The following is a 19,297-nucleotide window of genomic DNA, read 5'->3' as shown; positions in this document are numbered from 1 at the left end:
TTTGTTTAGCGCTTATTTCCGGATATTCATCCTGTTTCTGTTGAATTTGGCAGATATACATCGCAACATCCATTATTTGTAAGTGTGTTCACAAGAAGACCTGTTTATGATTCACAAAACAAATGTTAACACATAGGAGATTCTATAATGAATCCGTTTATAATCTAGCTTACTTCAATTTGCTGTTCAATTTTATTTAGAATGCTTTCTAATGAATAGACAACGCCCTTATCATCCTTATACATAATATGTTTAGGCGAGAAATGAACGGGAGAGTCTAATCCTGCTGCTGCAGAAATTCGGAATAATCCCTTTCTCAATGTAATTAGATAATTGGCGACGCGATATTTTTTTTCGTCGATCACAAGAGCCTTTTGCAGCTCCGGATCCGTAGTAGCAACACCAACAGGACAGGCATTGGAATGGCATTTTAATGTTTGAATACAACCAACTGATATCATAAATCCACGTGCGATATTGATTAGATCGGCTCCCATTGCTAAGGCAATCGCGATGCGGTCAGGAGTAAATAGCTTCCCTGAAGCAATGATTTTCACACGATCACGAACCCCATATTTTTTTAGAGTAGATACAAGGATAGGAAGTGCTGATTTAATCGGCAATCCAACACTATCAATTAATTCTTGATAGGAGGCACCTGTTCCTCCTTCACCGCCGTCAACCGTAATAAAGTCTGGTCCTTTACCCGTTTCCTTCATATATTTTGCTAATTCCTCAGCGCTGTCATTACCGCCAATAACAATCTTCATGCCAACCGGTTTGCCCGTATGCCGGCGGATTTTTTCAATAAATTCACACATCGATGGCACATCGCTGAACTGATGGAAACGGTTCGGACTGTCCACTGATTTGTACGGTTCAACTTTACGAATTTCAGCAATTTCAGGATTTACCTTTTCTGCGTCAATATGGCCGCCACGCGTTTTTGCTCCTTGGGCCAGTTTGAGTTCAAATGCTTTGATCTGTGGAATTTCACTTTTTCGCTTTAACTCGTCCCAGTCGACCTCGCCATTTTTATCGCGGATCCCAAATAAGGCGGGCCCAATCTGCATAATGATATCGACCCCTCCCTCTAAATGATAGGGAGATAATCCGCCTTCACCCGTATTCATCCACGTCCCTTGGGCGATGGCCAATCCTTTTGATAGGGCGGTAATCGCATTTTTCCCAAGCGCACCATAACTCATGGCAGACATACCAATGAGACCTTTTAACACGAAAGGATGCTTAGTATTTGGGCCAATGATAATAGCATCATCTTCATGCAGTAAATGGGCTGATGACTCATCTTCTTCCCATTTTTCTTCTCTTTGGGTGAAAAGTGGATCTTTTATTAATAAATATCTTTTTGTTAAAGCGATTGTTTCCGGGTCCATCTTTATTTCTTCTGTTAATTTTGGAAACATATCGTTTCGGACATAGAATCCTTCTTCTTCAAAATTACGTTTGGAACCGAAACCGACAACATCACGCTTATATTTCGCACTTCGGACGATATGTTCATAATCATCTCTTGAAAAAGGCCTTCCTTCTGTATCACTGTTGAACCAATATTGACGAAGCTCGGGCCCCATTTTTTCAAAAAAATAACGAAACCTGCCGAGTGCAGGATAATTCCTTAAAATTGAGTGCATTTTTTGATTTCTGTCAAACACTAATAAATATAAAACAAAAATCATAAGTACGATGGCAATAATGGCGACTAAAATAAATCCGATAATAATTAAGGTGTTTGCAACAAGATTCATGTTTTTCCCCCTTTGATGGTGAAAAATTCCTACAGATTAATATAATCGGACTGAAGCTAATTTATACAGGATTTAAAAATTGAATAAGTTAAATAAGGTAGGACTATCGCTTGCAGAAATCGATAACAAGCTTTTTCCGAAAAAGTATCCTATTGTAGCTTTTTTCTGAGGGAGAATGGGATTCTCTGCATATTGTTACTTCTATTGCTTCAGATATTGAAAAAATGCCTGTCAATAAACTAATTAGACCACGACTCTACTGATAAAAATAAAAGACCACCCTCGAGAAATCCCCTGTTGGTGGTCTTTATTTATGACTTTATCGTTCACGTTCGTTCCTTAACCTTTATGGAACCGAAACGAACTAAAAACACACAGGTTGCCACGATGCCTAACCCATTAACTAAATGCAGTGCTTGCACGAACGGCTGGGTGATCTGTAAGAGCAGGGGCTGGATAAACAATAGGACAAACAATAGTGTTGAGAATCCAATGATTTTACCTCCTGTTTTTCCGATCAAAGCTATAATTAGCAGGAGTAAAGAGCAAGCCAAAAGCAGCACGCCCGTTAGCTGATGAATCTTAAAACTTGTTGCATGAAACACCCCCATTCCCGCAAAAAAGAATTCGACAACTAAGCAAATTAGAATCACATAGCTAAGAAAGTAATGTACGTTGGATAATTTCCTTTTCATTCAACTGACTCCTTATAATTTTAGCGGCGGACAAACAGATAAATCCATTTGTCCGCCGCTAGATTATTATTTTTTTAAAGCATCCTTTAATTTCTGATATTCCTCCTCGTTAATCTCTCCGCTCGCCAAACGTTTTCTGAGAATGGCTTCCGCTTCATCAAACGATCCGTATTGGGAGCCTCCATATTTACGAAAAGTCACTACCCGAAAAATAATAAATCCGATAACTAGAATAATAAACAAAAATCCGAACCACGGGTGTCCATGATGTGCCCACATTTTTGTGTCCTCCTTATTAAGATTTTTTTACTAAATGCCGTTAATTTAGCAGCACACCATCATTGTAACCGCTAAATATCTCAAACTAAGGAGTAAAATGTCACGAAACCATCAACAACCAATCACAGATTAGCAACAAGACAATTGTGGAAACCTTGTTAATTTTATAGTGTGGTAAACTAAATTTAATTTACTGCGAAGACAAAAGAAATGGAGGCCTTCCGTGAAGCAATTACAAACAGTTTTAGTGGTGGACGATGACAAAAGCATTGTTGACTTGATGCGCGATTTTTTGGAGAACGATGGGTTTCATGTGGAATCAGCGTATAATACAAGTCAAGCGTTAACTTTGATGCAACAAAATCAAGTTGATTGCATTATTCTTGATATCATGATGCCGGGGCAAACGGGATTCGATCTGTGTCGGCAGATCAGAACCAATAGTGATGTACCCATCTTGTTTCTCAGCGCTCGTGATGATGACGTGAACAAGATACGAGGGTTGGGGTTAGGGGCCGATGATTATATCGTTAAAACGGCTTCTCCGGCCGAAGTTGTGGCAAGAGTCAGGGCAGTTTTACGCAGGTACAGCACTCAGCAGGGTTCACGCGTGATGACCCTGAATTATGGACGACTGGTGTTGGATTGGACGGCAAGGGAAGTACGGGTCGACGGACAGGAAATTTCCTTTACACCAAGGGAATATGAGTTGCTGCATTTGTTCGCTGAGCATCCCCGTCAGGTATTTACCTACGAACATTTACTGGAGACCTTTTGGAGCGGCGTAGGTGACAAACATACGGTCAGAGTTCATATCTCCCGCATTCGAGAGAAGATCGAGGTCGACCCTAATAATCCGCAATATATTGTAAACGTGTGGGGAGTCGGGTACCGCTTTGAGGGGATACCGACATGAAGACGCTTCGAATACGCAAGTTCATGGTCATTGGCATGATATCAGTTGTGGTTATTCCATGGTTTATTTATTTCGTTATTCACTTTAATACGTTTCAGGGTGGCTCCCAACAACAAAGTCAAAAATTGAATGAAATCATAAAAACGATTGCCGTGAATTCAGTAGAGTGGTCGAATCCTGCTTGGCAAAAAAAATTACAGGGTCAGCTTTTGCAGGCGAACATTAATGCTGTAATCCTTTCACCATCTAATCAGCGGATTTTTAAGTTCGGTTATGGGCACGAAAATCCCTGGTTGCAAAACCAACAATTCACGGTTATTGAGGACGGCCGGGTCTTGGGAACGGTAAAAGTATTTTCTAAGGGGAAAAATGATATTTTTGCAAGACTTTCAGCGGTGACAGCTCTGATTCTTGCTATATTCTTTGTTGGATTTCAAATGCAAAGAGCTATCGTAAAGCCTCTCGAAGCAATGAGCGGAACGGCAAGAAGGATTGCCGAAGGAGATCTGGATTTAAATTTGCCGGTTTCCCGTGTCACGGAAATTGCTCAGGTACGGACCGGTTTTGAGGTTATGGTGGCAGGCCTACGTGAATCCTTTCAAAAACAAGCCGAGTTAGAGGAAGAACGACGATTCTTCATCGGCGCGATTGCCCACGACTTGCGGACACCGTTGTTTGCTCTTAGAGGATACCTGGATGGCTTGGAACAAGGCATCGCTGCTTCACCGGAAAGAATTGCAAAATATGTGAGGGTTTGTAAAGAAAAGTCTGATCAGCTTGATCGACTCGTATCAGATCTTTTTGCCTTTACGAAACTTGAATATATGGAACAGACACTTCACTGCGAAAAGATAAACATTGATACAATATTGGAAAGATCTATTGATAGCCTGAGGCCGCTGGCGCAGGATAAAAGCGTTGCTATTGTGAAAGAATCACCACTTTATAGATGTGAGTTTATCGGAGATTCACATTTATTGGAACGTGCAATGAACAATTTGTTAGATAATGCATTGAGACATACACCAAATGGAGGCAAGATTATTGTTCAATGGTATAAAGAACCTGGAAAAACAATTGTTTCGGTCAATGATACAGGTCCCGGTTTCACAAATGAAGACATGAAGCATTTGTTTGAGCCGTTATACCGTGGGGAAGTGTCAAGGAATCGGGCAACAGGCGGAGCGGGACTGGGCCTAACCATCGCCAGACGCATCTTCAAAGCCCACGGCGGGGAACTTGCGGCAGCGAATGCTCCAAATGGAGGTGCGGTACTTACAGGATGGATAGCGGATTGAAAGTGAGTGTAATCTTTAGATCACTCACTTTTACTTATATTAGTAAATATTCCATTGCATAAAGAAACTCAGGACGTGTTGTCCTGAGTTTCTTTATTTGATGCTAAACAAAAGATCGTATAGTTAAGAAAGAACATTGTGAATATCTTCTTTACTACTTAATTTTCTCCTGATAATTCCTTCTTTAACATAGTAAAAAACGTAACAAAAGACTATAAAAGGAATGGTATAAAACAATGCTGCTCTTTGAGATGGATCAAACACAACAAAAACACAAGATAAGAAGCACAAAATGAATGCAGCAATAGGTACAATCGGATAGAATGGCGTTTTAAATTTTAAGTTTTTAATGTCATTCCCTTCTTTCAAATAAGAACGACGGAACATTAATTGTGAAGCGGCAATTCCCATCCAAACAATCACAACAGCTAGTCCTGATATAGAAACTAAGATAATATAAACCGTTTGAGCAGGAATAACACTGGAAATTAATGATAAAATTCCGCCCAGTGTGCTTAAAATCAGAGCAGGGATGGGGACACCGTTTTTATTTACTTTCCCAAAGGTTTTTGCAATCATTTTTTCATTTGATAATGACCAAAGCATCCGTGTGGAGGCGTATAAACCGGAATTGGCACAGGATAGAATAGCTGTTAAAATAACGAAATTCATGATGGTTCCGGCATACGGGATACCAATATTATTAAAAATTAATACAAAGGGACTTTGGTTGACTCCCGCTTCCTTCCAAGGGATTAGGGCTGATATAACCGTAATACTTCCTATGAAAAAAATAATCAGCCTTATTAGTGTTGTATGTATCGCTTTAGGGATAGCTTTTTCCGGGTCTGCTGTTTCACCTGAAGCGACACCGATTAATTCTGTACCTGAAAAGGCAAAGTTGACGGCTAGCATAGTTATAAATACAGCCCCAAAGCCGTTTGGGAAAAGCCCGTCTTTTACAAAATTAGTAAACAGCGGTGCTTTTGTATAACCTGAAATTGGGATAATACCAAGTGCAGCTAATCCTCCAATAATAATGAAAAGAATAATAGTAATTACTTTAATACTTGAAAACAGGAATTCTGATTCTGCAAAAAAGCGGACAGATAAGGCATTAAGGATAAAAATAAGGACAATGAAGAACGCACTCCACATCCATACAGATGTTGAAGGAAACCAGTTTTTCATGATTAAGCCGGCAGCCGTAAATTCGGAGCCAAGCGCGACTGTCCATGTTAGCCAATAAAGCCATGCCATAGTAAAGCCGGTCCCGGGGCCGATAAACTTAGTAGCATAGGAATGAAATGACCCTGTTACGGGCATTTCGACAGCTAATTCCCCTAAGCAGAGCATAACTAAGTACACAATGACAGCCCCGATAAGATAAGCGAGAACTGTACCAATTGGCCCGGCTTGATTGACAGTATAGCCCGAGCTTAAAAAAAGCCCGGTTCCGATTACTCCCCCAAGTGAAATCATAAATAAATGCCTGCTTTTCATCGTCCGTTTTAATGGGCTCTCAGTTGTATCTAACAATGAATTGCCTCCTTTTAAAGTGTTTATTTTAAGATTTTTCAGAATTGAATATATAAAAGTACTATAGTTAAATAGAGATATTTTGTAAAGCTAAAATTTCATCCTAGTGAAAGATAAATAAAAAACTAGCGTGATTAAATAAAAAGGAAATTGAAAAATTGTAACAATAGTGATAAATTTTAAAAAATGCTGAATCCAATGAATCTATGCTTTTATCTTAATTAAGTAGATTTAGAGTTTAAAAATTTTAGACAGAAATTAAAAAAGAAAGAGGAAATCAGATGAGCGAAAATCAAATTCAACAAATGATTGACCAATTTCAAGTTGTGGTCCTTGATGGTGCGATGGCAACAGAAATAGAGAAAAAAAGTGTAGATATAAAAAATGATTTATGGTCTGCCAAGGCTATCATAGATAACTCAGCTATTATCAAACAAGTTCACATTGACTATTTTAATGCAGGAGCAGACATTGCTACGACAAACACTTATCAGGCCAATATTGGAGGCTTTATCAAAAATGGACTGTCAGAAAAGGAAGCAGAATCCCTTATTACAAAAGCAGCAACGTTAGCAAGGGAAGCTCGGGATGAGTTCTGGGAGGGATTAGCAAAAGAAAAGAGAGTGACAAGGCCGTATCCCTTAGTAGCAGGAAGTGTTGGACCCTATGGTGCATACCTTGCCAATGGTTCTGAGTATACAGGCAATTACACATTAACCAATGAGGAATTTAAAAGCTTCCATTTATCTCGAATGAAATTGTTGAAAGAGGCTAAGGTTGATTTATTTGCCTTTGAAACCATACCGCATTTTGAGGAAAGTAAAGCACTTGCTGAGTTACTTACGTCCCGTTTTCCCGAAGACTATGCTTGGTTATCGTTTAGTATTTCCGACGAGCTGACTCTTTGTGATGGGACACCATTAGAAGAGGCTGTTTCATACTTTAATCAATATCCAAATATATGTGCAATTGGAGTAAACTGCACATCGTTATCAAATATCTCCCCGGTTTTAGAAAAATTAAATGAAATAACATCCAAACCAATTATTATTTATCCTAATTCAGGAGAAACCTATGATCCTATTAATAAAACGTGGACTCATGCACATCAAAATGAAAATTTCAATTTTCTTTCAAGAAAATGGTTTACAAAAGGTGCAAGATTGATAGGCGGTTGTTGCCGAACATCCCCGGAGGATATTAATCAGATTAAAGAATGGGCACGTAGAAGCACCACCCTGGAATTATAGGATTGTCTTAAAAACATACAGGGAGCGCCTTCCGAAGTAGGAAGGCGCCTCTTTATATTTATCTTATAGGTGAAGGTTCTACCTGTATAAATTAACCATAAGGAGATTATTCATTTCATTAAACTGCGAGTTGACAGAAGGTAAATTTATAATTACCATATGTTTAAATACTTAAACATTTAAACTAATGGAAAACCGGAGGAACATATAATATGAAAAAAACGGCATTAATTACAGGTGCGACAAGCGGTTTAGGATATGAGTTTGTGAAACTGTTTGCCGAGGACGGCTACAATCTGGTTCTTGTTGCTCGGGACAGAAAAAAACTGGAAGAAATCAAACAATCTTATAATAATATTGAAGTTGCCGTTATCGCTAAGGATTTGAGCGTCCAGGGTGCTCCAGTAGAAGTATTTGAAGAAGTAGAAAAACAAGGATTTGCTATTGATGTTCTTGTAAATAATGCAGGATTCGGGTTAATGGGCAGGTTTGATGAACTGGATATTCAAAGACAATTAAATATGATTCAATTAAACATAGCGGCACTGACAGAATTGACCTATTACTGTCTGCAAAAAATGAAACAAAGAAACAGCGGCAGGATTTTAAATGTAGCAAGTACGGCAGCCTTTCAGCCGGGTCCGCTAATGGCTGTGTATTATGCAACCAAGGCATTTGTGCTTTCGTTTTCCGAAGCTCTTGTTGAAGAACTGGCGGGCAGTGCCGTCACGGTTACTACCCTTTGCCCCGGTCCAACGAAAACCAACTTCGGTTCCGTTGCCAATGTTGAAGGCACGAAAATGTTCAGCAGGGCTATGGCCTCAGATATAGTGGCAAAAAAGGGTTATGAGGCATTGATGAGTGGAAAACGAGTGATTGTTACCGGAGGTTTTAATAAGGCGGGTGCACTCGGGGCTAAATTTATGCCAAGGAGTATAGTGGCTAAAATCGCCAAGTATATCGCGGGGGAAAAATAATTTCTGCCCGGCATTTAAATCAAGCAAGGGAGATATTTTATTTATGTCACAACAAGCCATTGATTTATTCAGGGAATGTATACCATTGTTTAACGCCTTAAGTGATCCGGCAAGACAGGATATTATCCTTTTGCTTGCAGAACACGAGACGTTAAGTGTTAATGAAATTGCTGAGCAGTCGAAGCTATCACGTCCGGCAATTTCCCATCATTTAAAAATCATGCGCGATAATCATCTGGTAGAAATCAAACAAAAAGGGACACAACGCTATTATTCGCTATCATTGGACCAAAGTGTAAAGCAATTGAAGCAGCTAATAGAGATCGTTGAGAGAGAGTGTATCATTTAGATAACTCTCTCTTTATTTTTGGCTGTTTTCTTAAACATTCTTACGATTTATCAGCGAATTCAGCTCATTTATCAGTGAATACTCAGCATTTATCGGCCAATTCCAATGATTTATCAGCGAATCAAAAAAAGCAACAATCTATTAGAAATGCTACTTATTTTTAAAAAACTTAATAATACATCGTACAAAACATTCCGCTGCAAGAATCCAATTAAGATATTTATTTTGCCTGATACAGGGCAGTGAATAACATAAAAATTTGAAGATATTCATAACATCTATGAGGTGAATTCTATGCAGCGGAGAGGATGCGTACACTATGTCATATCATCCACATACGAAGGCAACCTTCCTGGCACTTGTTGACGCGTTCATTCCATCTACCCCGGTTTTTGCTATGAAAAAAGGACTTGAACAAGCAGCAGGTGCCATAAATCTTCAAGTCTATCTGTATATCATTTGGGAATTAGATCATTTTATGGCAGTGCAAATGGGTATGAATTTGGCACATCTGCCTTTGTCCCATGTTACCGCATATCTGCTCGATGCGGCGGCAGACCATTTGATTGCAAGGGGAAAGGTGAAGGGATTTACTAAATTTTCAAGCTTCCCCGGCGGCGGTTCGTTTACCATTCTTTTTCCTGAAGATCGCATTCGAACGATAGAGATTATAGATCAAATAAATCTGGATCTGGGAAAATTGCCTCCTCCCTATCAAAATAACCCGGGACTGATCAAACAAGTGGTTGCCGCTCTGCCTGGCATGACCATGTTCGGGTTCTATTCCGAATGGCCCGGCTACGGATCAACACGACTGTTTGTACCTGAATATAGAAGGTTGGAGAATTTCCCTCATGCTTGGTTACAGGTTGGGTATCCGGGACCGGCTTACGGTTATCGCGACTTCCGTGGTTATCTGTAATCATTTTCTCAAAATCGGGAGGGTTACGCTTGAGAGCTGACACAGAAGTTATTGTTATCGGAGCTGGCGGAGGAGGAGCTGTCATAGCCAAAGAGCTTGGGGAAACAGGTCTGAAGGTATTGGTGCTTGAAGCCGGTCCATGGTATGGAAATAAACAATGGCCGAACCCAAATCAGGAGCGCGGTGGAACAAGCAGTTCCTATTCAAAAGACTTGGATGTTATTCTCTATAAAAACTTGTTGAACAAGCTTGAAGGCAACATGAATAATCCGGTAACCGGGAGATTTCGTTGGGGGCCTGCAGATCGCGGACGTCCTCCATGGTTTAGAAGCATACCGCAAGGTGGAATTGCTTTACAATCCTCCGGCGTTGGAGGAGGGACTCTGCATTATGAGGCAAATTGCCCGAGAGCGTTCCCTTCGGCAATCGATCATAAATGGCCGATTACTTACCGGGAGCTTATTCCCTATTATGAAAAAGTAGAGGCTACACTACCGGTCCATTTTGCTCCAATTACGTCAAAAGAAGAGCTGTTTTATTACGGGGCAAGGAAGGCGGGATGGGCACTAAACCCGACACTTGACGTCACAAATCCCGGATACCGGCCGCAGCCTAATGCGATTCTGCCGCCCAATCCTAACCTTATGAATCCTCAGTATTCTTTGGAACAGCTCTCAAATATGGAAGGCTGTACCCTTGCAGGCCATTGTATTAATGGATGTCCGCATGGTCCCTCGATGGATAAAATCGCCAAACGGTCTGCTAATGTAAGCTATGTTCCGCTTGCACTAAAGACGGGGAATGTAACGATTAGACCGAATACATTTACAACAAAAATTTTAACGGTAAAGGATCCGAAAGAAGGACTGCGCGTGATAGGAGTGCAGTTTCGGGACACATGGACAGGGGAAACAGGTGAATTGTATGCAGATGTAGTGGTGATGGCTGCAGGTTGTATTGAAACACCGCGCTTATGGCTTAATTCCGGATTACCCCCAAACCAATGGGTAGGAAAGGGGTTAACCAATCATTTTTTTGACAGGGTGGAGGGAATTTTTGAGGAAAAAGAATTGATCTCGATATTAGGAAGTCCGTATGCCAGCCCTTTTGTTGGCCAGACTTCCGGAGCTAGATTAGATTATCCCGGGATCGGACATATTCAAGTAGCCGGTTTGAACCCGGGATTAATTGCTTTATTAAATTTCAGCAGCAGCCAATCGGGTTTCAGTAATCTGTTCATACCCGAGCAAGAAGATCTGTGGAATATAAACGGAAATACCTCTGTAAGCAAACTAAAGGAATTAATGGCTGATTACAGGAGAATGATGGGCATGTTGATTATTACGGATGATGAAGTAGATTGGCGAAACGGGGTTACACTTGATCCATCCATCCAAGACGAGCATGGCCCCGTCCCTATGGTTCGTTATTTTCCGACCAACCGCACCATAGAAAGACGGAATCAATTAGCTAAAATAGCGGAAGATATGTTATTAAAAGCAGGTGCGAAAAAAATCATCCGCTCCTATGTATCGCCCGGAATATTAATTCATATTGAAAGTACAATGCGGATGGGATTCGTAACGGATAGTACGTGTGAAGCATATCAAGTTAAACGTCTTTATATTGCCGACAACAGTGTTCATTATAATTCCCTTGGCGGTCCCAATCCCACCCTTACCACTCAGGCGTTAGCAACACGAACAGCAGAAAAATTGGTTCAAAAATATTTTAGTTAGTGAACGATGCGTGAAAAATTCAAAAAGAAACCCTCTTAGAGTGATGAGTTTATCAGAGGGTAGAAAATATACTATTGTTTGGTACCCGGAGGAAGGTAAAACGGCGGCACTTTAATCCAACCTCGTTTGCGCATTAAATGTTTCAATCTGGTCGCAAAAGCAAATTTTTCTGTTTGGAATTGAATAAACATTAATCCGACATCCGTTCGAATTGACTCGGATGCAGCACCTGCAGCCCGCACAATCAAACTAACGATTTTTAAAGATAATTCGTTAGCAATTACATCGTCAGTTAATTTAACACCAGGCGGAATATCATTAGCATCTGATATTGGCATATCTTCAGGGGCAGGAGGTAATGTAATTCCTTCTTTAATCAGGAAAGCATGGAGTCGTTTCCGCTGGCTGGTCCCAAGTTTCATATCTTCTTCTAGCATTTTTTTCAGTTCATCATCCGTCGTAGTATTTATACCTGTTTGAACAGATACTTTTGCCAATTCAAGACCTGCCAAGTAAATCCAACATGACATCACCTCCCCTACATGAAGGGGTTGGTTATCATCTTGATCTGTTATGGATTTAAGGCTATCAACGACTGTTTCCCATATATTTACCATGCGTTTCACACCTATCATATTTTTATTTATATATATGGTTTGAAAGCGTAAGTTAGATTATTCATAGGGTAGTCTTTTTTGAAAAGCTAGGTTACTGAAAGAGTGATGTCTGTGAAACGGCGATATGGTAAGTATAAATATTAGGAGGAAACCTGAGAAAATTATTAACGGATTTACTTCAAAGGTGCAAACATTAAAATCACACGAAGAAACACACGACATTTCACATAGGAAATATCGTGTGTTTCTTTGTTGTTAGTGCAAGGTTTCTATACACTTTTACGAACTTTTCATATATGAATTCACAGTGTATTTCTAAAGGATAGAAATAATTAGTATATGAATTTAGTTTGATTTATCGTGTGAATTCTACCTAGTATTTAAAAATTTTGCAGATATTTGCATAGTGAATGCTAACTATTCAGACAGGATAGGTTAGAAATAGCCTAAGATAGTCCGAATACGAGGCAGATTCGGACAGGACAAAAACTCCCGGTTAAATCATATAACTTTTTTATATTTTAATAAATGTATACACAAATGTATAGAGCTTATCCAATAATGCATAGCAGAAAAACGAGGAAATAGAGAAATCTATACAAGTATGTATAGGTAATATCAATTGACCTAGAGGATTTTTAAGATTGTGATAAGGAATTTAGTTTGGCATGATTCTTGCTTAATAAAAAGATGTATGAATAAAGGAGGCATGTAGGATGAAATATCAACCAAAGAATTCGTTTGATTCACCAAGGTTTTGCGGCCCGCGGACATTTATGAGGCTTCCATTTGTAGAAAAATTGGATGAACACATGGATTTTGTAGTAACAGGTGTTCCATTTGATACGGGTCAGTCCTTCCGTACCGGAGCGAGGTTTGGCCCTGAAGCCATACGTGATTTTTCCATTCTTCTTCGCCCGTATAACCCGGAGCAGGATATTAATGTGTTTGATTACGTTTCCGGGATTGATTACGGAGACATCCCTGTTGTTCCTGGTTATATGGCGGAAACGTACAACAAAATGGTAGAAGGACTAAGTCCAATTATCGAACGGGGAATTATCCCGATTGTGCTGGGCGGGGACCACTCCATTGCCCTCGGAGAACTTCGTGCATTGGCCGGGCATCATGGGCCGGTTTCACTGCTTCATTTTGATGCCCATTCGGATACTTGGGATAGTTATTTTGGACAAAAATATAATCATGGGACCCCGTTCCGCCGGGCCATCGAAGAAGGTTTAATAGATCCTTCCAGTTCCATTCAAATTGGAATGCGCGGTGGATTATACGGCCCGGAGGACCTTCAGGATGCCAGAGATTTAGGATTGGAGGTATGGACTACGAATCAATTGAAACGAGTCGGTGTCGGGAACATGTTGAATGTGATTCATCAGCGAGTAGGGAAAGGCCCGGTTTACTTATCGTTTGATATTGATTTTCTTGACCCAATTTATGCTCCGGGAACAGGAACACCGGAAGTATCGGGAGTTAATATCGATGATGCCCTGGCACTAGTAAGAGGGTTAGCAGGCATCCATTTCGTAGGTTTTGATCTAGTAGAAGTATTACCCGCCTTTGATCATGGGCAAATCACGGCTGCAGCAGCTGCTAACATCGTATATGAATTTATTACTTTAATTGCATTGCAAAAGAGAAGTCAATTAGGACAAGGGGACGCAGGTAGAAAAACGGAGAATGGAAAAAATCATATCAGTCCCAGTTCAATATAAAGAGCCAGTCTGCTAGAATTATTTCAAGTTTAATTTTTGCAAAATTGGCACGATTTATACAAAAATAGGCGCCATTAGGAGGAGAATCAATGCAGGTGGATTTAGGCCTTTATATAAATGGGGCTTGGGTGCCGGGAGAAGGAGGCAAACGCCAAATTCTAAATCCAGCCACCGAAGAATGTTTGGCGGAAGTGACCGAAGCATCACCGTCCCAAGTTAATCAAGCGGTAGAGGTAGCAAGACGGTCCTTTGATGAAAGTGATTGGGCAATCCATACAGAATTGCGGGTAACAGTTCTTCGTAACCTGGCGAATCTTCTTGAATTTTCCACAGACGACATGGCTAAGTGGGAAACGCAAAATACAGGAAAGCACATTCGTGAATCACAGCTGGATATATCGGATTCCGTTGCTTGCCTTAGGTACTATGCGGATCTTGTGGAAAATAGGAAAGTCTGGCAAAAAGAAATGTTTGATGGAACAATGAGCCGGGTTGAGGAAGAGGCCATTGGCGTCTGTGGATTAATTGTTCCATGGAATTTCCCTTTACTATTGGGGATTTGGAAATTAGCCCCTGCATTAGCGGCTGGGAATACAATTGTTTTTAAACCATCAGAGCTCACTCCCCTCTCCTTCTTAAAATTGGCCGTTCTTGCCGAAGAGGCAGGTATGCCTTCCGGGGTGTTTAATCTTTTGACAGGAGATGCAAAGGCAGGTAGGGCAATCGTTCAGCATCCACAGGTTGATAAAATATCGTTCACCGGCGGATCGAAAACCGGACAATGGATTTACATGGAATGCGCCAAGACAATGAAACGAGTTTCGTTAGAATTGGGAGGCAAATCTCCGCTTCTCATTTTTGATGATGCGGATCTCGAAACGGCTGTAGATTGGGCGATGTTTGGAGCTTTCTTTAATCAGGGCCAGGTATGTGTGGCTTCTTCACGAATTCTCATCCATCACCGGCTGCAAGACACCTTTTTGAGTAGAATTTCAGAGCGTTTATCAAACCTCAAAATAGGGGACCCGCTCGATGATTCAACAGAGATGGGTCCTGTCATCAGTAAAGCCCACCTTCAACGGATTCAAACATTTCTGGAGCTTGGAATTTCTGAGGGAGCCACAATTTATTACGGTGGGAAACAGATTTCTGATAAGGGTTACTATATGAAACCGGCCGTTTTCATTAATGTCAAACAGGATATGCAAATCGTTCAAGAAGAAATATTTGGTCCGGTGATCACGGTTCAATCGTTTGCATCGGAATCAGAAGCGGTTGCACTAGCGAACGGAACTGCCTATGGATTGGCTGCAGGTGTATTAAGTAATGACCTTGAACGAGCGGAAAGAGTCGCCAGTCAATTAAAAGCAGGAACGATTTGGATCAACGGATACCATACGCCTCATTTGGAAGCTCCCTGGGGCGGCTTCAAGCAGAGCGGCATAGGGAGGGAGTTAGGTCCTTATGGGTTATCGGCGTTTACCGAACCAAAACACATTAATAGTAACCGGACCCTTCGGCCAATTGGATGGTACGCTTAAGTTTAATGTTCTGTAATTAAAAAGCTATTTAAGGGAGGTTATTCAATGTCCAATCATGAGTCCCATTTGGCGCATGATAATGTCCAGCCAACACCGATGAATGAACGCACCATGGGATTATTCTTATCCTTTTCCTTATGGCTCGGTTCGAATGTCGTCATCACCACGGTATTTACCGGCGGGCTTTTTATTCCGGATATGTCCTATCTCACGGCGCTTTCTGTCATTTTGATTGGTTCGTTAGTAGGAGCCATTTTTTTAACACTGGCAGGGAAAATTGGAACACGGACGGGATTACCCACAATGATTTTAACAAGAGGTGCGTTTGGAACCCGTGGCAGCCATATTCCATCTTTGGCCAACACCATTGTATTAATTGGCTGGAGCTGGGTTCAGGCTTATATGGCAGGCTTGAGCCTGAATCAGGCAGTAAAATATTTAACGGGTTGGGAAAACATTAATTTTTGGACGTTATTTACACAAGTGTTTGTCATTCTTGTAACCATTTTCGGTCATAAAGGCATTGAGAAATTTGCCTCTTTGGCCGCCCATCTGATGATTTGGCTTTGCGTGGTATTAGTAGGCTATATGCTTATCAAATATCATATTTCGGATATATTTCATCTTACATTAAGCAAGAATCCCCAAAATACCTTCATGACTGCGTTCGATATGGTGGTGGCAACCTCTTTTTCCTGGCTGCCATGTGTGTGTGACTTCAATCGTAACGCAAAATCATCGAAGGCCGGAGTAATCGGTACCTATGCGGGATACAATATCGGCACCTTTATTGCCATGGGACTTGGTGCCACGGTATCATCTCTATCCATCATCATGCATGTAACTCAAACGTATGATCCTGCAATTCTTATTGGGGCCAAGAACCCTTGGTTAGGATTAATTTCTGCGCTCGTGGTGTTCTTGTCTGTCGTTTCCACTAATGTAATGGCCCTCTATAGCTCGACGATGTCCTTTCTGGCTGTATTTACAAAACAAAAATTCGTACCTGCAGCCTTAAGTATCGGTGTTCTGACTGTTGTTGGCGCACTGTTAAAACAGTGGCTGCTGAATCATTTCCAAAATTTCCTCTTCATGATTGGAACTCTGTTTATTCCGGTAACGGCTTTATTAATTATTGATTACTATTTGGTCAAACGCGGTTTCTATGATGCTCATGAAATAATTGATAACCATAAGAAAACATACTGGTATTCCAGAGGCTTTAATATTCAATCCTTTCTTTCTTTTGCGATTGGTGCTTCGTTCGGCTATTACTTCACCTATGTGCAGCTCTTGCCGACAGGAGCAACTGTATTAACATTTTTGGTTACCTCGTTTGTGTACTGGGGACTAATGAAGCTTCAAAAAGCTTTCGGGAGAGGGCAAAAAGAGGTATTGGATCAGGTGACCGTTGGGAAGTAGGATGAAAAACTATTATTTAGCAGCAGAAAGGATGATCAATGAATGTTTAAATCTAAGAAAATAGTAGACTTATCATTGCCTTTAAATAACCAAACCCCTATCTATCCGGGAGACCCGGAACCAAATATTCGTGTAGCAACAACGATTGAGAATGAAGGGTATAATCTTCATTATGTTCATATCGGATCCCAAACAGGGTCCCATGTGGATGCTCCTTATCATTTTTGCCAAAATGGCCAACGGATTGATGAATCCGACCTAAGCCTTTTTATTGGCACCGGAGTGGTGATTCCTGTCCTTGGGAAAAACGAACAAGAGGAAATTGTGATGGAAGATGTCGAACCATTTTTAGAAAAAATGGAACCTGGAAAGATTGTTCTCTTTCATACCGGCTGGTCCCGATATGCAGGAGAAGATAAGTATTTCCAGCACCCCTATGTAAATATTGAAGTCGTCGCTGAATTGATTCGCCGGGGGATCCGAACCTTTTTCATCGATTGCATCAATATCGATATCACCGGTGGAAATTCGTTTCCTGTCCATGATGCGGTTGCGGCAGTAAATGGGATTATTGCTGAAAATTTAGCCAATTTTGAAGGAATTGATTTTGAGAATCCTTTAATCTGTGCTTTCCCTCTAAGAGTAGCAGGATCAGATGGTTCACCTGTTCGTGCTGTAGCCATACAAACCTATTAATATTACAAAAAACCCAATCTATCATAACAGGATTGGGTTTTTTCTATGGAATGAAGAGGAGTTAAAAGAGTAAAGTCATATATGGTTTTTGTTTGTTAATTGTGATAATTCATGCAATTTTGTATAATAGTTATACAGAATTGCATAAGCAAATAGAGAGAAGGTGAGTCCTGATGCCTGATGTCAACTTTGATTGGACAGAAATCATGGAGTATGTACATAACAATCTGGTGATTTGTGATCATCAGGGAATCATTCTTTATATTGATAAAACAATCGAAAACATGTATCTGAAGCCTAAAAACGAGTTGATTGGAAAATCAGTCTATGTCTTGGAGAAGGAGGGGGTTTTTCAGCCATCCATTTCTAAAAAAGTAATTGAAACCAGGAAAAAGCTAACTTTAATCCAAGAAACAAAAGTAGGGACTAAGGTTTTATTAACTGCCAATCCCATTTTTGATTCTTTGGGAAACTTAAAATTAATCGTTAGTTATTCCCATGACGTAACGGAGCTAGTTCGCCTCAAAGAATATGTAAGCAAGATGGAAAAAGAAATGGAACAGGTCCGTACTGAATTACAAACGTTAAAAAGCAAGCAACATGATGAAGCCGAGTTTCTTGCTTCAAGCCCCTTAATGAATCAAGTGCTGGCTGCCGCTAAAAAAATTGCCGATTTCGATGTAACCGTTTTACTAACGGGTCAATCAGGAACCGGCAAGACCAAATTGGCCAAATACATCCACCGCCGCAGTATGAGGAAAAATGGACCATTGGTTGAGATAAATTGCGGCTCCATTCCAGAATCGCTTTTAGAATCCGAACTATTTGGCTATGAATCCGGTTCGTTTTCCGGAGCGAAACAACAAGGAAAAAAAGGTTTGGTAGAAATGGCGGAAGGAGGGACCCTTTTTTTAGATGAAATTGGCGAGCTTCCTTTAAATCTTCAGGTTAAATTACTCACGTTAATACAAGAAAAAAGGTTTTACCGTGTCGGGAGCACGAAGCCGCGTGAAGTAGATTTTCGATTAATTGCAGCAACTAACGTGGATATCGGGCAAATGATTAAAGATGGGAAGTTCCGTCAGGATTTATATTTCCGTTTGTCTGTTGTACCGATTCACATACCGTCACTTCGTGAACGGCCGGAGGATGTCATTGCATTTATCCTTGAATTCGCTGCCCGATTTAATAAGCAGTATCACTTGGCTAAAAGCTTCCATCCGGAAGCGATTGTTTTGTTATCCAAGTATGATTGGCCCGGAAATGTAAGAGAGCTGGAAAACATGATAGAGCGGATTATGTTAACGACAGATGATCCGGTTATTCGGGTAGAGGACTTACCAGCTATATTCAAACAAAAAGAAGCAACAGTCTGCCTGGAGGGAAAGACTCTTCAAGAAATGGTCGACCAATTTGAAGCGAATATTTTAGGCAATGCCTATCATCAATTAAAGAGCACCACAAAGGTTGCCGAAAAGTTGGGAATAAGCCAGGCAACAGTCGTTAGGAAACTGCAAAAATACCGTCGTGGCAGCTAAAAAAAGTTCTCTTGCGTAAC

At 40.6% G+C, this 19,297-nt stretch carries 17 protein-coding genes; 12 read left to right on the top strand and 5 right to left on the bottom strand.

Annotated features, from left to right (window positions below; translation table 11 throughout):
* Positions 1-164: 164 nt before the first annotated feature.
* From AC3ANV_RS25105 to AC3ANV_RS25095, 3 genes are all read right to left on the bottom strand, one after another.
* The gene (locus AC3ANV_RS25105) at positions 165-1,769 is read right to left on the bottom strand and encodes an FMN-binding glutamate synthase family protein (RefSeq protein ID WP_488311316.1); all 1,605 of its coding nucleotides are present in this window, start codon (positions 1,767-1,769) and stop codon (positions 165-167) included.
* A 326-nt stretch (positions 1,770-2,095) separates the two neighbouring features.
* On the bottom strand, positions 2,096-2,464 hold the full coding sequence (locus AC3ANV_RS25100; RefSeq protein ID WP_488311315.1) for a DUF6220 domain-containing protein: 369 nt from the start codon (positions 2,462-2,464) through the stop codon (positions 2,096-2,098).
* Between the two features lie 66 nt (positions 2,465-2,530).
* Positions 2,531-2,743: an SHOCT domain-containing protein gene (locus tag AC3ANV_RS25095; protein ID WP_488311314.1), complete on the bottom strand. Its 213-nt coding sequence runs from the start codon at positions 2,741-2,743 to the stop codon at positions 2,531-2,533.
* 223 nt (positions 2,744-2,966) lie between these two features.
* Here AC3ANV_RS25095 and AC3ANV_RS25090 point away from each other — a divergent pair, with 223 nt between their 5' ends.
* Together AC3ANV_RS25090 and AC3ANV_RS25085 are read left to right on the top strand one after the other, a co-directional pair.
* Positions 2,967-3,659 (top strand): response regulator transcription factor, encoded by a 693-nt coding sequence (locus AC3ANV_RS25090; RefSeq protein ID WP_488311313.1) that lies wholly within the window; start codon positions 2,967-2,969, stop codon positions 3,657-3,659.
* Complete coding sequence (locus AC3ANV_RS25085; protein WP_488311312.1) at positions 3,656-4,957, top strand: sensor histidine kinase; 1,302 nt, start codon at positions 3,656-3,658, stop codon at positions 4,955-4,957. Before AC3ANV_RS25090 ends, AC3ANV_RS25085 begins: the two co-directional genes overlap by 4 nt.
* A 123-nt stretch (positions 4,958-5,080) precedes the next feature.
* Here AC3ANV_RS25085 and AC3ANV_RS25080 read toward each other — a convergent pair whose 3' ends face one another.
* Entirely contained in the window at positions 5,081-6,460 is a 1,380-nt protein-coding gene (locus AC3ANV_RS25080) for an amino acid permease (RefSeq protein WP_488314334.1), read from the bottom strand.
* Between the two features lie 317 nt (positions 6,461-6,777).
* Here AC3ANV_RS25080 and mmuM point away from each other — a divergent pair, with 317 nt between their 5' ends.
* From mmuM to AC3ANV_RS25055, 5 genes are all read left to right on the top strand, one after another.
* Positions 6,778-7,746 (top strand): homocysteine S-methyltransferase, encoded by a 969-nt coding sequence (mmuM, locus tag AC3ANV_RS25075; RefSeq protein ID WP_488311311.1) that lies wholly within the window; start codon positions 6,778-6,780, stop codon positions 7,744-7,746.
* Positions 7,747-7,958: 212 nt separating this feature from the next.
* A complete protein-coding gene (locus AC3ANV_RS25070; RefSeq protein ID WP_488311310.1) occupies positions 7,959-8,723 on the top strand; it encodes an SDR family NAD(P)-dependent oxidoreductase in 765 nt (254 codons plus the stop codon).
* A gap of 43 nt (positions 8,724-8,766) precedes the next feature.
* On the top strand, positions 8,767-9,072 hold the full coding sequence (locus tag AC3ANV_RS25065; protein WP_488311309.1) for an ArsR/SmtB family transcription factor: 306 nt from the start codon (positions 8,767-8,769) through the stop codon (positions 9,070-9,072).
* Positions 9,073-9,391: 319 nt separating this feature from the next.
* Positions 9,392-9,994 carry a hypothetical protein gene (locus AC3ANV_RS25060; protein WP_488311308.1) on the top strand — a complete coding sequence of 201 codons (603 nt, stop codon included), beginning with the start codon at positions 9,392-9,394 and terminating at the stop codon, positions 9,992-9,994.
* A 29-nt stretch (positions 9,995-10,023) separates the two neighbouring features.
* Positions 10,024-11,733, top strand: a complete 1,710-nt coding sequence (locus AC3ANV_RS25055; RefSeq protein ID WP_488311307.1) for a GMC family oxidoreductase N-terminal domain-containing protein — start codon at positions 10,024-10,026, stop codon at positions 11,731-11,733.
* A 71-nt stretch (positions 11,734-11,804) separates the two neighbouring features.
* Here AC3ANV_RS25055 and AC3ANV_RS25050 read toward each other — a convergent pair whose 3' ends face one another.
* Complete coding sequence (locus AC3ANV_RS25050; protein ID WP_488311306.1) at positions 11,805-12,350, bottom strand: DUF3231 family protein; 546 nt, start codon at positions 12,348-12,350, stop codon at positions 11,805-11,807.
* A 716-nt stretch (positions 12,351-13,066) separates the two neighbouring features.
* Here AC3ANV_RS25050 and speB point away from each other — a divergent pair.
* The 5 genes from speB (at position 13,067) to AC3ANV_RS25025 (ending at position 19,277) form a co-directional block, all read left to right on the top strand.
* Positions 13,067-14,080 (top strand): agmatinase, encoded by a 1,014-nt coding sequence (gene speB / locus AC3ANV_RS25045; protein ID WP_488311305.1) that lies wholly within the window; start codon positions 13,067-13,069, stop codon positions 14,078-14,080.
* A gap of 89 nt (positions 14,081-14,169) precedes the next feature.
* Positions 14,170-15,621: an aldehyde dehydrogenase family protein gene (locus AC3ANV_RS25040; RefSeq protein ID WP_488311304.1), complete on the top strand. Its 1,452-nt coding sequence runs from the start codon at positions 14,170-14,172 to the stop codon at positions 15,619-15,621.
* Between the two features lie 45 nt (positions 15,622-15,666).
* Positions 15,667-17,043, top strand: coding sequence for a purine-cytosine permease family protein (locus AC3ANV_RS25035; protein WP_488311303.1), 1,377 nt, complete (start codon positions 15,667-15,669; stop codon positions 17,041-17,043).
* Between the two features lie 42 nt (positions 17,044-17,085).
* Positions 17,086-17,739 carry a cyclase family protein gene (locus AC3ANV_RS25030; protein ID WP_488311302.1) on the top strand — a complete coding sequence of 218 codons (654 nt, stop codon included), beginning with the start codon at positions 17,086-17,088 and terminating at the stop codon, positions 17,737-17,739.
* Positions 17,740-17,912: 173 nt separating this feature from the next.
* Positions 17,913-19,277: a sigma-54 interaction domain-containing protein gene (locus tag AC3ANV_RS25025; protein ID WP_488311301.1), complete on the top strand. Its 1,365-nt coding sequence runs from the start codon at positions 17,913-17,915 to the stop codon at positions 19,275-19,277.
* The last annotated feature ends 20 nt before the right edge of the window (positions 19,278-19,297 follow it).

This window comes from Neobacillus sp. DFD-2R (genome assembly GCF_057747865.1).
This window is presented reverse-complemented; position numbering and strand designations above follow the sequence as displayed.